Origin of the sequence: Pseudomonas sp. Os17 (assembly GCF_001547895.1) — a bacterium.
Lineage (GTDB): Bacteria > Pseudomonadota > Gammaproteobacteria > Pseudomonadales > Pseudomonadaceae > Aquipseudomonas.
The window spans coordinates 4184535-4199348 of the sequence record NZ_AP014627.1; the positions used below are offsets into that span (position 1 = coordinate 4184535).

Consider the following 14814-nt stretch of genomic DNA (forward strand, 5'->3'; position numbering starts at 1 on the left):
TAGCCGCTGCCGCAGGCTGCGAACGGCTGCGCAGCAGACGCTGCCCTCAAGGCCGCCGAAGGTCCTGCGGCCCTTTGCGCAGCCTCGCAGGCTCGGCAGCGGCTACAGAAGGCGCGCGGTTCTTTGTAGCCGCTGCCGCAGGCTGCGAACGGCCGCGCAGCAGACGCTGCCCTCAAGGCCGCCGAAGGTCCTGCGGCCCTTTGCGCAGCCTCGCAGGCTCGGCAGCGGCGACAGAAGGCGCGCGGTTCTTTGTAGCCGCTGCCGCAGGCTGCGAACGGCTGCGCAGCAGACGCTGCCCTCAAGGCCGCCGAAGGTCCTGCGGCCCTTTACGCAGCCTCGCAGGCTCGGCAGCGGCTACAGCACAACAACCGGGGCAGACTGCGGCATAATCGCCGCGCCCATTTTCAGGATGCCGCCATGAACGACAGCGAAAGCCTCAAGGATTACCAGCGTGTGCGCCAACTGGCGATCCGCTCGCTGTTCGAGATCATCGAGCAGTCCAGCGAAGGCACGGTGATCGTCGATCGCGACGCCAATATCGTCTGGATGAACGAGCGCTACGCCCGGCGCTTCGGCCTGGAATCGGCGGCCTTCGCCATCGGCAAGCCCTGCGAAAGCGTGATCCCCGGCAGCCTGCTGCGGGAAGTGGTACGCACCGGACGCCCGATCCTGCTGGACATGCAGGACACCCCCAAAGAACCGCTGGTGGTGATGCGCCTGCCGATCCACGACGCCGCCGGCACGGTGATCGGCGCCATCGGCTTTGCCCTGTTCGACGAACTGCGCAGCCTGTCGCCGATGCTCAAACGCTACCTGAGCATGCAGGAAGAACTGGCCTCCACCCGCTCTCTGTTGCGGGCCCGACAGACCAAGTACAACTTCGCCCATTTCATCGGCACCAGCGCCGCCAGCCTGGAAGTCAAACGCCGGGCCCGACGCAGCGCCAGTGCCGAATCCCCGGTGCTGCTGCAAGGCGAAACCGGCACCGGCAAGGAGCTGCTGGCCCAGGCCATCCATGCCGCGTCGCCCCGGGCCCACAAGCCCTTTGTCAGCATCAACAGCGCGGCGATTCCCGAGGCGCTGCTGGAGGCGGAGTTCTTCGGCACCGCCCCCGGCGCCTTCACCGGCGCCGACCGCAAGGGCCGCGCCGGCAAGTTGCAGATCGCCCAGGGCGGCACCCTGTTCCTCGATGAAATCGGCGACATGCCCCTGCCCCTGCAAAGCAAGTTGCTGCGGGTGCTGCAAGAGAAGGAGTTCGAGCCGGTGGGCTCCAACGAAGTGATCCACAGCGATGTGCGGGTGATCGCCGCCACCTCCACCGACCTGGAAGCGGCGATCAAGCGCGGCGAGTTCCGCGCCGACCTGTACTACCGGCTCAACGTGCTGCCGATCCAGGTGCCGGCCCTGCGCGAACGCCTGGACGACCTGCCGGCCCTGAGCGAAGGGATTCTCGAAGAACTGCGCAGCCAGCATGAACTGGATCGCGAAGCCCTGGCCCTGCTAGCGCAACATGCCTGGCCGGGGAACATCCGCGAGCTGCGCAACGTGCTGGAACGGGCGGCGCTGCTCAGCGACGACCTGATACTCACTGCCGCGGACATTCGCGCGGCAATCGGCAGCTTCAGCCCGGCGCAACGCGATGCGGCCTCGCTGCCCGCCGAGTCGCCGAGCCAGGAAACCTTCGCCGCGGCCCGGGAACGGTTCGACCGGCAACTGATCAGCGCCACCCTGGCGCAATGCGCCGGCAAGGTGGACGAAGCGGCGCGACGCCTGGGGCTGGGTCGCTCGACGCTGTACAAGAAGATGGCGGCCTTGGGGATTGCCGAGTCTCCATAAAGAGACATCAATCTCTATTTAGAGAAGTTACCGGCATGCTCCGCGCTTTTCGCTGGCAAGCCAGCTCCTACGGCGCTCCGAACGATCTCTGTAGCAGCAGGCTTGCCAGCGAAGCGGCCGACCAATCCAAAAAAGTCTCAAAAAAGAGACAACCAACTCCGAACCGCCCCTAGAAAAATAAAAATACTCATATATTTCAACAACTTAAACAGATGGCACAGTTCTCGCTATAACGCTCTCCACACGCAACACCCGACAACAATAACAATCCTGGAGAGACACACCATGAGTGTGATCATTGCCTTGGCAGCCCTGGCGCTGCTGATGCTGGCGGCCTACCGTGGCTACAGCGTCATCCTCTTTGCCCCCATTGCCGCCCTCGGCGCAGTGCTGCTCACCGATCCGTCCGCCGTGGCGCCCGCCTTTACCGGGGTGTTCATGGAGAAGATGGTCGGTTTCATCAAACTGTATTTCCCGGTGTTCCTGCTGGGCGCGGTGTTCGGCAAGCTGATCGAGCTGTCGGGCTTCTCGCGCTCCATCGTCGCCGCGGCGATCCGCCTGCTCGGCACTCGCCAGGCGATGCTGGTGATCGTGCTGGTCTGCGCCTTGCTGACCTACGGCGGCGTCTCGCTGTTCGTGGTGGTGTTCGCCGTCTACCCCTTCGCTGCCGAGATGTTCCGCCAGAGCAACATCCCCAAGCGGCTGATCCCGGCGACCATCGCCCTGGGTGCATTCTCCTTCACCATGGACGCCCTGCCCGGCACCCCGCAGATCCAGAACATCATCCCCAGCACTTTCTTCAACACCACCGCCTGGGCCGCGCCCTGGCTGGGCGTGATCGGCACCATTTTCGTGTTCTGCGCCGGCATGCTGTTCCTGCAGCGCCAGCGCAACAAGGCGCAAAAGGCCGGTGAAGGCTACGGCACCGAACTGCGCAACGAACCGGAAACCGCCGAGGACCTGAAGCTGCCCAACCCCTGGCTGGCGCTGTCGCCGCTGCTGCTGGTGGGCATCATGAACCTGCTGTTCACCCACTGGATTCCCCAGTGGTACGGCAAGACCCACAGCCTCAGCCTGCCGGGCATGGCCGCCCCGGTAACCAGCGAAATCGCCAAGCTCACCGCCATCTGGGCGGTGCAGGCGGCCTTGCTGGTGGGCATCCTGATGGTGCTGGTGTGCGGCTTCTCGGCGATTCGCAGCAAGCTCGCCGAGGGCAGCAAGAGCGCGGTCAGCGGTGCCCTGCTGGCGGCGATGAACACCGCTTCGGAATACGGTTTCGGCGCCGTGATCGCCTCCCTGCCAGGCTTTCTGGTGCTGGCCGACTGGCTCAAAAGCATCCCCAACCCGCTGGTCAACGAAGCCATCACCGTAACCCTGCTGGCGGGCATCACCGGCTCGGCCTCGGGGGGCATGAGCATCGCCCTGGCGGCCATGTCCGAAAGCTTCATCAGCGCCGCCCATGCCGCCAACATTCCCCTGGAAGTACTGCACCGGGTGGCGTCCATGGCCAGCGGCGGCATGGACACCCTGCCGCACAACGGCGCGGTGATCACCCTGCTGGCGGTCACCGGCCTGACCCACCGCGAAGCCTACAAGGACATTTTCTGCATCACCCTGATCAAGACCCTGGCGGTGTTCGTCGTCATCGCCACTTTCTACGCCACCGGCATCGTGTGAGGTATTCATGAGCACTCTTTCTGGCAAGACCGCCCTGGTCACCGGTTCCACCAGCGGCATTGGCCTGGGCATCGCCCGGGTCCTGGCCAAGGCCGGGGCCAAGCTGATTCTCAACGGCTTCGGCGATGCCTCGAAGGCCATCGCCGAGGTCGCACAATTCGGCGGCCAGGTCGGCCATCACCCGGCGGACGTCAGCGACCCGGCGCAGATCGCCGAGCTGTTCGCCTACGCCGAACGGGAGTTCGGCGGCGTCGATATCCTGGTGAACAACGCCGGCATCCAGCACGTGGCGGCGGTGGAGGAATTCCCCGTGGAGCGCTGGGATTCGATCATCGCCATCAACCTGTCCTCGGTGTTCCACAGCACCCGCCTGGGGCTGCCGGGAATGCGCGCCAAGGGCTGGGGGCGGATCGTCAACATCGCCTCGGTGCACGGCCAGGTCGGTTCCGTGGGCAAGGCCGCCTATGTGGCGGCCAAGCACGGGGTCATCGGCCTGACCAAGGTGGTGGGCCTGGAAACCGCCACCAGCAACATCACCTGCAACGCCATCTGCCCCGGCTGGGTGCTGACCCCGCTGGTGCAGAAGCAGATCGACGACCGCGTCGCCGCGGGCACCGATCCGCAACAGGCCCAGCATGATCTGCTGGCGGAAAAGCAGCCGTCCCTGGAGTTCGTCACCCCGTCGCAACTGGGCGAGCTGGTGCTATTTTTGTGCAGTGACGCCGGCGCCCAGGTGCGCGGCGCGGCCTGGAACATCGACGGCGGCTGGCTGGCGCAATAACCCCGCCCCTGCCCCCCACTCTTTCTGTGGCGAGGGAGCTTGCTCCCGCCGGGTCGCGTAGCGGCCCTAAAACCAGGCAACCGAGATTCAACGACAAAACGCGGTCGTCTGGTGGGCGACCGCTACGCGGCCGAACGGGAGCAAGCTCCCTCGCCACAATGAACGACAGTGCACACCGAACATAAGAAGAAATAGAGGCCTTGCATGTCCGACCTACTCTGGCAACCCAGCGCCGAACGCATCGGCAAGACGCGGATGGATGCCTTCCGCCGCTTCGTTAATCAGCACCACGGCCTGAACCTTCACGACTACCCCAGCCTGCACCAGTGGAGCATCGACCAGCGCGAACGCTTCTGGCAGGCCATCGTCGACTTCTTCGAGGTCAGCTTCCACCAGAGCGCCGAATGCGTGCTCCGCGAAGGCCCGCAGATGCCCAGCGCGCAGTGGTTTCCCGGCGCCACCCTGAACTTCGCCGAGCACCTGCTCAAGCGCCGGGACGACGCAATAGCGGTGGTGGCGATCAACGAAAGCCGCCAGCGCGAACAACTGACCTACGCCGAACTGGCGGCCCAGGTCGCCGGCCTGCAACGCAGCCTGCGGGCGGCCGGGGTCGGCCTCGGCGACCGGGTCGCCGCCTGTATGCCCAACACCTGGCAAACCCTGGTGGCAATGCTCGCCAGCACCAGCCTCGGCGCGGTGTGGTCCAGCTGTTCGCCGGACTTCGGCACCCAGGGGGTGATCGACCGCTTCGGCCAGATCGAACCCAAGGTACTGATCACCTGCGCCGGCTATCGCTACGCCGGCAAGGACATCGACCAGACCGCCAAGGTCAATGAAATCCTCGAGCGCCTGCCGTCCCTGGAGCAGTTGCTCATCGTGCCCCATGCCCGCCCGCAAGCCCGGGCCGAGGACTTTTGCACCCAGGCCCGCGTCAGCGTGTGGGACGACTTCTACCGCCCCGGCGGCGAGCCCGAGTTCGTCCCGGTGCCCTTCGCCCATCCGCTGTACATCCTCTATTCCAGCGGCACCACCGGGGTGCCCAAATGCATCGTCCACGGCACCGGCGGGGTGCTGCTGCAACACCTCAAGGAACACGGCCTGCACACCGACCTCGGCCCCGGCGAGCGGCTGTTCTACTACACCACTTGCGGCTGGATGATGTGGAACTGGCTGGTCTCGGCGCTGGCCACCGGCGCCAGCCTGGTGCTCTACGACGGCTCGCCCTTCCACCCGACCAATGAACACCTGATCGACCTGATCGATAGCGAAGCCATCAATGTCTTCGGCACCAGCCCCAAGTACCTGGCCGCCCTGGAAAAGGCCGGCAGCCGGCCGCGCCACAGCCACCGCCTGGACAGCCTGAAGACCCTGCTGTGCACCGGCTCGCCGCTGTCGCCGCAGAGCTACGACTACGTGTACTGCGAGATCAAGCGCGACCTGTGCCTGGCCTCGATGTCCGGCGGCACCGACATCGTCGCCTGCTTCGTCGCCGGTAACCCGATCCAGCCGGTACGCCGCGGCGAGATGCAGGGCAAGGGCCTGGGCATGGCCATCGAAGTGTGGAACGACCAGGGCCGGCCGGTGATCGGCGAGAAAGGCGAACTGGTGTGCACCCGGCACTTTCCGAGCATTCCGGTGGGCCTGTGGCACGACCCGGACCAGAGCAAGCTCAAGGCCTCGTACTTCAGCCTGTTTCCCGGGGTCTGGGCCCAGGGCGACTACGCCGAACAGCTGGCCGATGGCGGCTGGTTGATTCACGGCCGCTCCGATGCGGTGCTCAACCCCGGTGGCGTGCGCATTGGCACCGCGGAGATCTACCGCCAGGTGGAGAAGCTGGAACAGGTCCTGGAAAGCCTGGCCATCGGCCAGAGCTGGGAGCACGACGTGCGGGTGGTGCTGTTCGTGCGCCTGCAGGACGGCGTGGTGCTGGATGAGCCCTTGCGGGAACGGATCCGCCAGGTGATCCGCGACAACACCACCGCGCGCCACGTCCCGGCGAAGATCCTCGCGGTCACCGACATCCCCCGCACCATCAGCGGCAAGATCGTCGAACTGGCGGTGCGCAACCTGGTGCATGGCCTGCCGGTGAAAAACACCGACGCCCTGGCCAACCCCGAGGCCCTGGAGCAGTTTCGCGACCGCGAGGAACTGCGCCACTGACGACGGCCAACCACCGCCAACACACCCTTCGCGGCGCAGCACTGTAGCCGCTGCCGAGCCCGCGAGGCTGCGCAAAGGGCCGCAGGACCTTCGACGATCTCAAGGGCAGCGCTTCCGCCCAGAGCGTTCGCAGCCTGCGGCAGCGGCTACAGGAACCGTTCAGCCCCTCTAGACTGGTCATCCGCCGCAAAAGCGGGTGAAAATGCCGGCGTCATAAACGCCTAGACTCCATCCGTTTGAATATGCACGGCATGTCCATGCGACTTTTTCAGTACGCGACCCATGACGTTGCCGCGTAACACCGCTGCGCCCAGGACCCACCCGACATGAATGCCCCCCATTCCGGCAGCGAAGCCGCCACCCTGATTGCCCGCCTGGACTGGTCGGCCACGGCCCTCGGTCACTCCGGCCAATGGCCCCAGAGCCTGCGCACCGCGGTGGACATCGTGATCCATTCACCGATGCCGATGTTGCTGCTGTGGGGCGGCGAGCTGACCCAGATCTACAACGACGGCTTCGCCCTGCTGGCTGGCAACAAGCACCCCCACGCCTTCGGCCAGCCGGCGCACCTGATCTGGCCGGAGCTGATGGACTTCACCGACCCGGTCTACCGCGCGGTGCTCAACGGCCAGGTGCGCAGCTTCAGCGAGCAGCGCTTCAGCCTGCAACGCAGCAACGGCAGCGAATACGACCTGTGGCTGGACCTGACCTACAGCCCGATCCGCAACGAGCGCGGGGACGTCGCCGGGATCCTGGTGACCGCCATCGAAACCAACGAACGCCGGCGCATCGCCCTGGAGCTGCAGCAGCGCTCCGAGGCCAGCCTGCGGGCCCAGCACGAAACCGAAGAGCGCCTGCAACTGGCCCTGGCGGCCACCGACGCGGTGGGCACCTGGGACTGGGACATTGGCGAAGACCGCTTCATTGCCGACGCCCACTTTGCCCAGCTGCACAGCGTCGACCCGCAGCAATCCCGGCAACTGCCCATCAGTGAATACCTCAAGGGCGTGCACCCGGAAGACCGGGCCATGGTGGCCCGGAGCATCAAGCACTGCATCACCCAGGGCAGCGAATACGCCGAGGAGTACCGCCTGCAACTGGCCGACGGCCAGGTGCGCTGGGTGTTCGCCCGAGGCCGCTGCTACAAGGATCACCATGGCCGGCCCACGCGCTTTCTCGGCGCCGCCCTGGACCTGACCGAACGCAAGCAGATGGAGCAGGCCCTGCGCCAGAGCCAGACCGAGCTGCAACTGATCATCAACGCCATGCCGGTGCTGATCGGCTATGTCGACCACGAAGAACGCTTTCGCCTGAACAACAGCGCCTACCTGGACTGGTACGGCCTGACCCCGCAGGAGCTGTACGGCAGGACCATTCGCGAAGTGGTGGGAGACGAGATCTACGCCACCCGCGCCGAGAACATCAAGGCGGCCCTGGCCGGTACGCCGTGCAGCTTCGAGGCCAACTCGCCGCACCGTGACGGCCGTCCGCGCCATGCCCTGATGAAGTACCTGCCGCGCCACGGCGCCGACGGCGCGATCAACGGCTTCTACATCTTCGTGATCGATGAAACCGAGCGCAAACAGACCGAAGAAGCCCTGCGCAACCTCAACGAAACCCTGGAAGAGCGGGTCAATCGGCGCACCGAAGCCCTGGCCACCGCCAACCAGCGCCTGCAGAACGAGATGTTCGAGCGCGAGCGCGCCGAAGACGCCCTGCGCCATGCGCAGAAGATGGAAGCCGTGGGCCAGCTCACCGGCGGCATCGCCCACGACTTCAACAACATGCTCACCGGCATCATCGGCAGCCTGGACCTGATGCAGCGCTACATCGATAACGGGCGCGGCGACGAAATCGGCCGCTTTACCGAAGCCGCCATGTCCTCGGCCAAGCGTGCCGCCTCCCTGACCCACCGCCTGCTGGCCTTTTCCCGTCGCCAGTCCCTGGACCGCCGGCCCCTGGACCCGAACCAGCTGGTGCGCTCGCTGCACGAGCTGTTCAACCACACCAAGGGCGAGCACATCCAACTGCAGATGCACCTGGCCGACGATGTCTGGCCGGTGAACACCGACGCCAGCCAGTTGGAGAATGCCCTGCTCAACCTGGTGATCAACGCCCGCGACGCCATGCCCCACGGCGGCCGACTGCTGATCGAGACGGCCAACAGCTACCTCGACGGCAGCGACATCCGCACCCTGGAACCGGTCAAGGCCGGTGACTACGTGATGCTGGGGGTCAGCGACAACGGCGCCGGCATGAGCCCGCGCATTCTGGCCAAGGCCTTCGACCCGTTCTTCACCACCAAACCCATCGGCCAGGGCACCGGGCTGGGCCTGTCGATGATCTATGGCTTTGCCCAGCAGTCCGGCGGCCACGTGACCATCAGCAGCGAACCGGACCAGGGCACCTGCGTGCGCCTGTACCTGCCGCGCCTGCACAGCGCGCCCCCGGCAACAGCGGAACCGGCAGGCAGCCCGCCAGCGCCCCAGGCCATGGCCGGGGAAAGCGTAATGGTGGTGGAAGATGACCCGGCGGTGCGCATGCTGGTGCTCAATGTGCTCAACGAACTGGGCTACCGCGCCTTCGAGGCCGAGGACGCGCGTAGCGCCCTGCCCTTGCTGGAGTCGCCGACGCGCATTGATTTGCTGGTGACCGATGTCGGCCTGCCGGGTATGAACGGCCGGCAGTTGGCGGAGATTGCCCGCCAGCAGCGCCCGGGGCTCAAGGTGCTGTTCATGACCGGCTACGCGGAAAAGGCCGCCGAGCGCCAGGGCTTCCTGGAGCCGGGGATGGACCTGCTGGCCAAGCCGTTTTCCATTGAAGAACTGGCGCAGAAGATTCGTCAGATGATCGGTTGCGAGCCCTGAATTCAGGCATAATCCGCGGCCGCCGATTTCCCGCTACAAGGTCACCCGCCCATGAAAGCCCAAGCCCGCCACATCCTGGTGAAAACCGCCGAAGAAGCCGAACAGCTCAAGCAGCGCATCGCCAAGGGCGAAGCCTTCGACGTCCTGGCCAAGAAATACTCCACCTGCCCGTCCGGCAAGCGCGGCGGCGACCTGGGGGAAGTGCGTCCGGGGCAAATGGTCGGCGCCATCGACCAGGTGATCTTCAAGAAGCCCCTGCGCACCGTGCATGGCCCGATCAAGAGCAAGTTCGGCTATCACCTGGTGCAGGTGTTCTTCCGCGACTGACGCCCCAGCCCCGGCCCGTACCTCCCCGCCGTAGGAGCTGGCTGGCCAGCGAACGCGCCCGCAAGCACAGCGCCGACTTCAAAGGCCTCTTCGCCGGCAAGCCGGCTCCTACAAACCGGCCTCCCGGGGAATCAATGCCCCGTGATGCTGAATCACCCGGCTCGCCAACCGGTGCCCGGCCTCGGCGGCCTGTACCGGGCTGCCGCCTCGCAAGCGACAGGCCAGATAAGCCGCGCTGAACGAATCCCCCGCCGCCGTGGTGTCCACCACCCGCTGCACCGGCAGCGCCGGCACCTCGTAGCGCTCGGCACCGCAACGCACCAGGCACGAATCCGCCCCGCGCTTGATCACCACCTCGGCAATGTTCGGGTAGGCCGCAAACACGCCATGGGCATAGTCATGGCCAAACAGCGCCTGCTCGTCCTCCAGGGTCAACAGCGCCAGGTCCACATGCTCCAGCACTTGCACATAGGCCGTCCGCGCCTGCTCCACCGAGGCCCAGAGCCTTGGCCGGTAGTTGTTGTCAAACACGATCTGCGCCCGGCGGATGCGTGCTTCCACCAGCAGGTCAATCAGCTTCTTGCGCCCCGCCTCGCCGAGCACCGCCAGGGTGATGCCGCTGAAATACAGCACATCGTAATCGCACAGGTCCGCCAGGATCGGCCCCGCCGCCGCGGTGTTGAAACAGTCCCGTACCGCCGCCTCATTGCGCCAATACAAAAAGCGCCGCTCCCCCCGGGCATCGGTCTGGATGCAATACAGGCCCGGCAACCGCCCCGGCAGGCGCTGGACCTTGCCCAGGCCGATCCCTTCCTCGGCCCAGCCCTGGCACATGGCATCGCTGAAACTGTCCAGGCCCAGGGCGGTGACGTAATCCACCTCGGCCAGCGGCCCGAGCTCGCGGCACAGATACACCGCCGCATTCAAGGTATCGCCACCAAAGCCCTGTTGCAGGCTGCCATCGTGATGCTGCTGCAGCTCGATCATGCATTCGCCGATGGCCGCGATGCGTTTCTTGTTATTCATGTTCATCTCCCTGTAGGAGCTGGCTTGCCAGCGAAAGCCATGCGCAAAACCTGCGCCCCATCCAAGGGCCGCGTCGCCGGCAAGCCGGCTCCTACAACATCGTGTATTGCACCCACCCTGCAGGCGCTGGCTCGCCAGCGAAGACGTCAGAAGCAGGTTTCCAGGTTCTCGATCACGCGCAGGTGCTCATCCACCAGCAGCCCGACGCGCCACTTGTCGAAGGTCAGGCACGGGTGCGAGGTGCCGAAGGCAATAATGTCGCCAATGCGCAGTTCCACGCCCGGCGCCACGGTGAGAAACGCATGCTGGTCCATCACCGCGGTGACCTTGCACGCCGTCACATCATCCCCGGCGCCCACTTCGGCCCCGGCACGATAACGCCGCAGGGGCACCGGCAAACCGGCGTCGTAGGCCACATCGCGCTTGCCCAGGGCCACCACGGCAAAACCCGGCTCCGGCAGCGACTGCACATGGGCCCAGACTTCCATGGCCGGGCGCAGGCCCTCGTGCAGATCGCTGCGTCGATCCAGCACGCAGCACTGGGCCTCCTTGTAGATACCGTGGTCGTGGGCGATGTAACTGCCCGGACGCAACACGCTGAGGAAGCGCCCCTTGGCGTTGTGGGTCTCGAACGACTCGGCGATCAGGTCGTACCAGGCCGACCCCGAAGCGGTGATGATCGGCCGCTCGATGGCGAACAGCCCGTCGCTCTGCAGATCCACCGCCAGGCGCACCAGGGAATCGGCAAATTGACGAATGCCGCTGATGGCCTGATCGCCATGGATCACCCCTTCGTAGCCTTCGATGCCGCACAGGGCCAGGGCCGGCTGCGCCTGGATCGCCTTGGCCAGGGCCAGCACCTCCTGCTCACTGCGGCAGCCGCAACGCCCGCCGACCACGCCGTACTCGATCATCACCTTGAGGGTGACCCCGCGCTGGGCGAAAAACGCCCCCAGGTCGGCGACGTTGTCCGGGTGGTCGACCATGCAATAGAAATCGAAATCCGCGTCCGCCAGCAGCTCGGCGATCAGCGCCATGTTCGGCGCGCCCACCAGTTGGTTGGCCATCAATACCCGACGCGCGCCATGGGCGTAGGCGGCGCGGGTCTGCACCGCGGTGGCCAGGGTGATGCCCCAGGCACCGGCGTCCAGCTGCCGCTGGAACAGCGCGGGCATCATGCTGGTCTTGCCGTGGGGCGCCAGCTCGGCACCGCTGTCGCTGACGAACTTCTGCATCCAGCGGATGTTGTGTTCCAGCGCCTCGCGGTGCAGCACCAGGGCGGGCAGGCTGACGTCGCTGAGCAGGCTTGCAGCGTGGGCAGCGGCGCCCTTTTCCACCAGGGGCAGATTCAAAGCGGAAGACATGTTGGCACTCCTTATCAAGGCGGCTGCGCACAGCCGCGACACTGTCATCAATCGTTGATACGCCGGGCCAGGCGGTTGGCGCTGTCGATCAGCACCCGGCGGTATTCCTGGTAATGGCTCTGCGCATCGGCCCTCGGCGCGACGATGCACAGGGTGCAGATGCACACCCCGCGCTCATCGCGCACCGGCGCGGCAAAACAATGGGTGAAGGTGTCGGCGACACTGTCGAAGGAAAAGAACCCCTCCTCGGTGGCCTGACGGATTTCCTCAAGGAAGGTCGCCAGCGGCAGGCGCTGGCCATCGGGGAGGATGAAGTCGCGCTCATCGATCAGCTCGGCAATCTGCGCATCGCTCATGTGCCCCAGCAGCAAACGCCCGGAAGCGGTCCAGGGGATCGGTGCGTTCTCGCCGATGTCCGAGGAGATGCGAAAATGCCGCTCGCCTTCCTTCATCAGCGCCACGGTGTATTTGCGCCCGTTGAGCAGGCACATCTGCGCGGTCTCCCCGGTCTGGCTGACGATCTCCTGCAAGGCCTGGTCGGCTTCGCGGCTCAGATCGAAATGGCGCAAATGCGCCTGGCCGAGAAAGTACAACTGGCGGCCCAGGTACACATGGCCATCCTTGCCCACCGGCTCCAGTACCCGTCGCTCCAGCAAGGACGCCACCAGCTCGTAGACCGTGGACTTGGGACTGCCGATGCCCTTGGCGATATCGTTGGGCCGCAGCGGCTGGCCGATCTCCTTGAGGAAATCGAGAATATCGAACGCCCGATCCAGGCCCTTGGCCCGGCGCTTGATGCTGTCTTCGCTCATCTACCTGCGCTCCCTCTATCGACCCGTAGGAGCCGGCTTGCCAGCGAAGAGGCCCTCAAGCCTTGTGTCGCCCTCACGGGCACCTTCGCTGGCAAGCCAGCTCCTACAGGCCGTGGCCATCAGGCCTTCTTCTTGTACGCCACACAATCGATCTCGACCTTGCAGTCCACCATCATGCTGGCCTGCACACAGGCCCGGGCCGGCGCGTGTTCGGGCTTGAAGTACTCACCGAACACCTTGTTGAAACTCCAGAAATCCCGCGGGTCTTCCAGCCACACGCCAACCCGCACCACATCCTCCAGGCCGTACCCGGCCTCTTCGAGAATGGCCACTAGATTGCGCATCGTTTGATGCGTCTGCTCGACGATCCCACCGTGAATGATCTCGCCCTCCAGCGCCGGCACCTGGCCGGACACATGCAGCCAGCCATCGGCTTCGACGGCGCGAGCGAAAGGACGCGGCTGGCCACCGCCTGCGGTGCTGCCGGTGCCGTAACGGGTGATGCTCATGAGCGATTCTCCTGGTTGAAGGTTGACCATCTGGCCGCCCTGCCCGAGCGTCACCCGACTCGCCGCGGACTTCTGCGCAAACTCTGCCGCAGCAAGCCGCGATGGCCTGGAAACGCAAAGACGTGGAACAAATAAATTCCACTATAACGGAATAAAATATCAAATAGCGGAACAGGCGCCAGAGTGTGCCATGGAGCACAAAGGAGATAACAGGGGGAATGGAAAAACTTTCCGGAACGAGGAATGGAGAGATCAGAAACGGCCATCAGCCAATGTCAGGCATTTCTGTATTTGCTGAAGGCACGCCCGAATGCCTGGTGATGCTGCTCTCCACCTTCTACATTCCGTTGCGTCGCAGCCGTCCGCGACCGGATTTGGCCGTCCGAATCTCCATGAGCACACCTCAATATTCCTTCATGGAGCGTCACTGCTATGGATCTCCAACCTTTCACTTGCACCACCGACCACCCCGTCGCCTTCATCAACCCACAAGCGCCGCTGCTCGACCTGCTGACCTACGCCGGCCTGCGCATCCGCGCCGCCCGGGACATGCTGGACAGCCTTGCCGACATGACCAGCCGCAACGCCGATCACCTCGACCTCAAGCGCTTCTCCAGCGTGGCGACCCTGTTGTTGCAGGACGGCTGCGATGTGTTGGATGCAGTTGAGCAACGGGCAATGGATCTGCCCCGGGAGTAATGGTCAGGCTTCGCAAAGAACAACACACAAGTGTTGTGCAAAAATATGAATGTTGTACCGTGCAGAAATCCAAGCCATGAGGCGAGGTGATGAAATTCAGCGAATTCAGACGATGGTTGAAAGCTCAAGGCGTGGTCTTCGAGGCCGGTAAAGGCAGCCACTTCAAAGTTACGGCCCCAAACGGCAACCAGACCACCTTCGCGGATCACGGCAGCAAGGAAATGCCCGAACCCACCCGCAAGGCAATCATCAGGCAATTGGGGCTCTAGGACTCACATCCATTCTCTGCATGCTGAAACATCGCCTCCGAGGAGTGACCATGTACGACTACGCCCTTCGCTTCGAGCAAGACCATGCACCGGGACTGGCGGTCTTCTGCCGCGATCTGCCCGAACTCAATAGCTTTGGCGATGATCCTGAGCACGCCACCAACCAGGCCATCGACGCGCTCGAAACCACTCTGTCCCTTTACGTCGACCAGCGCCGCGCCATTCCCCCGGCCTCCGCGCCGCTACCAGGGGAACAGGTCATTCATTTGCCAATGGTGACCGTGGCCAAGATAGCGCTGTGGAACACGATGATGGAGCGGGACATGCGCAAGGCCGATCTATGCCGACTGCTCGGAATCCACCAGGCCCAGGGAGATCGCCTGGTGGACTTTCTACACAGCTCCAAAATGGAACAGCTGGAAAATGCCCTGGCAGCCCTAGGTAAACGTCTTGCGGTATCAGTGGAGGCGGCATAGCCCAAAATGGC

At 64.8% G+C, this 14814-nt stretch carries 13 protein-coding genes; 9 read left to right on the top strand and 4 right to left on the bottom strand.

The window, feature by feature from the left end; genetic code table 11:
* Positions 1–417 precede the first annotated feature (417 nt).
* The 6 genes from POS17_RS18405 (at position 418) to POS17_RS18430 (ending at position 9648) form a co-directional block, all read left to right on the top strand.
* A complete protein-coding gene (locus POS17_RS18405) occupies positions 418–1836 on the top strand; it encodes a sigma-54 interaction domain-containing protein (RefSeq protein ID WP_060839900.1) in 1419 nt (472 codons plus the stop codon).
* 285 nt (positions 1837–2121) lie between these two features.
* The gene (locus POS17_RS18410) at positions 2122–3513 is read left to right on the top strand and encodes a GntP family permease (RefSeq protein WP_016967002.1); all 1392 of its coding nucleotides are present in this window, start codon (positions 2122–2124) and stop codon (positions 3511–3513) included.
* 7 nt (positions 3514–3520) lie between these two features.
* Positions 3521–4294: a 3-hydroxybutyrate dehydrogenase gene (gene hbdH, locus POS17_RS18415; RefSeq protein ID WP_060839901.1), complete on the top strand. Its 774-nt coding sequence runs from the start codon at positions 3521–3523 to the stop codon at positions 4292–4294.
* A gap of 204 nt (positions 4295–4498) precedes the next feature.
* Positions 4499–6454 carry an acetoacetate--CoA ligase gene (locus POS17_RS18420; RefSeq protein WP_060839902.1) on the top strand — a complete coding sequence of 652 codons (1956 nt, stop codon included), beginning with the start codon at positions 4499–4501 and terminating at the stop codon, positions 6452–6454.
* 326 nt (positions 6455–6780) lie between these two features.
* Entirely contained in the window at positions 6781–9321 is a 2541-nt protein-coding gene (locus tag POS17_RS18425; RefSeq protein ID WP_060839903.1) for a PAS domain-containing hybrid sensor histidine kinase/response regulator, read from the top strand.
* 51 nt (positions 9322–9372) lie between these two features.
* Complete coding sequence (locus POS17_RS18430; RefSeq protein ID WP_011061856.1) at positions 9373–9648, top strand: peptidylprolyl isomerase; 276 nt, start codon at positions 9373–9375, stop codon at positions 9646–9648.
* Positions 9649–9756: 108 nt separating this feature from the next.
* On the opposite strand, the gene POS17_RS18435 is transcribed toward POS17_RS18430, so the two are convergent.
* The 4 genes from POS17_RS18435 to POS17_RS18450 all read right to left on the bottom strand — a co-directional run bounded on the left by POS17_RS18435 (position 9757) and on the right by POS17_RS18450 (position 13359).
* Positions 9757–10674 carry a sugar kinase gene (locus POS17_RS18435; protein ID WP_060839904.1) on the bottom strand — a complete coding sequence of 306 codons (918 nt, stop codon included), beginning with the start codon at positions 10672–10674 and terminating at the stop codon, positions 9757–9759.
* Between the two features lie 146 nt (positions 10675–10820).
* Positions 10821–12038 (bottom strand): amino acid deaminase, encoded by a 1218-nt coding sequence (locus tag POS17_RS18440; RefSeq protein ID WP_060839905.1) that lies wholly within the window; start codon positions 12036–12038, stop codon positions 10821–10823.
* 47 nt (positions 12039–12085) lie between these two features.
* Positions 12086–12850: an IclR family transcriptional regulator gene (locus tag POS17_RS18445; protein WP_060839906.1), complete on the bottom strand. Its 765-nt coding sequence runs from the start codon at positions 12848–12850 to the stop codon at positions 12086–12088.
* A 119-nt stretch (positions 12851–12969) separates the two neighbouring features.
* A complete protein-coding gene (locus POS17_RS18450) occupies positions 12970–13359 on the bottom strand; it encodes a RidA family protein (RefSeq protein ID WP_060839907.1) in 390 nt (129 codons plus the stop codon).
* Positions 13360–13791: 432 nt separating this feature from the next.
* Here POS17_RS18450 and POS17_RS18455 point away from each other — a divergent pair, with 432 nt between their 5' ends.
* The 3 genes from POS17_RS18455 (at position 13792) to POS17_RS18465 (ending at position 14803) form a co-directional block, all read left to right on the top strand.
* A complete protein-coding gene (locus POS17_RS18455) occupies positions 13792–14058 on the top strand; it encodes a hypothetical protein (protein WP_060839908.1) in 267 nt (88 codons plus the stop codon).
* 89 nt (positions 14059–14147) lie between these two features.
* Positions 14148–14327: a type II toxin-antitoxin system HicA family toxin gene (locus POS17_RS18460; RefSeq protein WP_060839909.1), complete on the top strand. Its 180-nt coding sequence runs from the start codon at positions 14148–14150 to the stop codon at positions 14325–14327.
* A 50-nt stretch (positions 14328–14377) separates the two neighbouring features.
* Entirely contained in the window at positions 14378–14803 is a 426-nt protein-coding gene (locus POS17_RS18465) for a type II toxin-antitoxin system HicB family antitoxin (protein WP_060839910.1), read from the top strand.
* The last annotated feature ends 11 nt before the right edge of the window (positions 14804–14814 follow it).

Coding starts and splice junctions, on each gene's coding strand:
- POS17_RS18405 (WP_060839900.1), top strand. CDS start 418: ATGAACGACAGCGAAAGCCTCAAGGATTACCAGCGTGTGCGCCAACTG.
- POS17_RS18410 (WP_016967002.1), top strand. CDS start 2,122: ATGAGTGTGATCATTGCCTTGGCAGCCCTGGCGCTGCTGATGCTGGCG.
- hbdH (WP_060839901.1), top strand. CDS start 3,521: ATGAGCACTCTTTCTGGCAAGACCGCCCTGGTCACCGGTTCCACCAGC.
- POS17_RS18420 (WP_060839902.1), top strand. CDS start 4,499: ATGTCCGACCTACTCTGGCAACCCAGCGCCGAACGCATCGGCAAGACG.
- POS17_RS18425 (WP_060839903.1), top strand. CDS start 6,781: ATGAATGCCCCCCATTCCGGCAGCGAAGCCGCCACCCTGATTGCCCGC.
- POS17_RS18430 (WP_011061856.1), top strand. CDS start 9,373: ATGAAAGCCCAAGCCCGCCACATCCTGGTGAAAACCGCCGAAGAAGCC.
- POS17_RS18435 (WP_060839904.1), bottom strand. CDS start 10,674: ATGAATAACAAGAAACGCATCGCGGCCATCGGCGAATGCATGATCGAG.
- POS17_RS18440 (WP_060839905.1), bottom strand. CDS start 12,038: ATGTCTTCCGCTTTGAATCTGCCCCTGGTGGAAAAGGGCGCCGCTGCC.
- POS17_RS18445 (WP_060839906.1), bottom strand. CDS start 12,850: ATGAGCGAAGACAGCATCAAGCGCCGGGCCAAGGGCCTGGATCGGGCG.
- POS17_RS18450 (WP_060839907.1), bottom strand. CDS start 13,359: ATGAGCATCACCCGTTACGGCACCGGCAGCACCGCAGGCGGTGGCCAG.
- POS17_RS18455 (WP_060839908.1), top strand. CDS start 13,792: ATGGATCTCCAACCTTTCACTTGCACCACCGACCACCCCGTCGCCTTC.
- POS17_RS18460 (WP_060839909.1), top strand. CDS start 14,148: ATGAAATTCAGCGAATTCAGACGATGGTTGAAAGCTCAAGGCGTGGTC.
- POS17_RS18465 (WP_060839910.1), top strand. CDS start 14,378: ATGTACGACTACGCCCTTCGCTTCGAGCAAGACCATGCACCGGGACTG.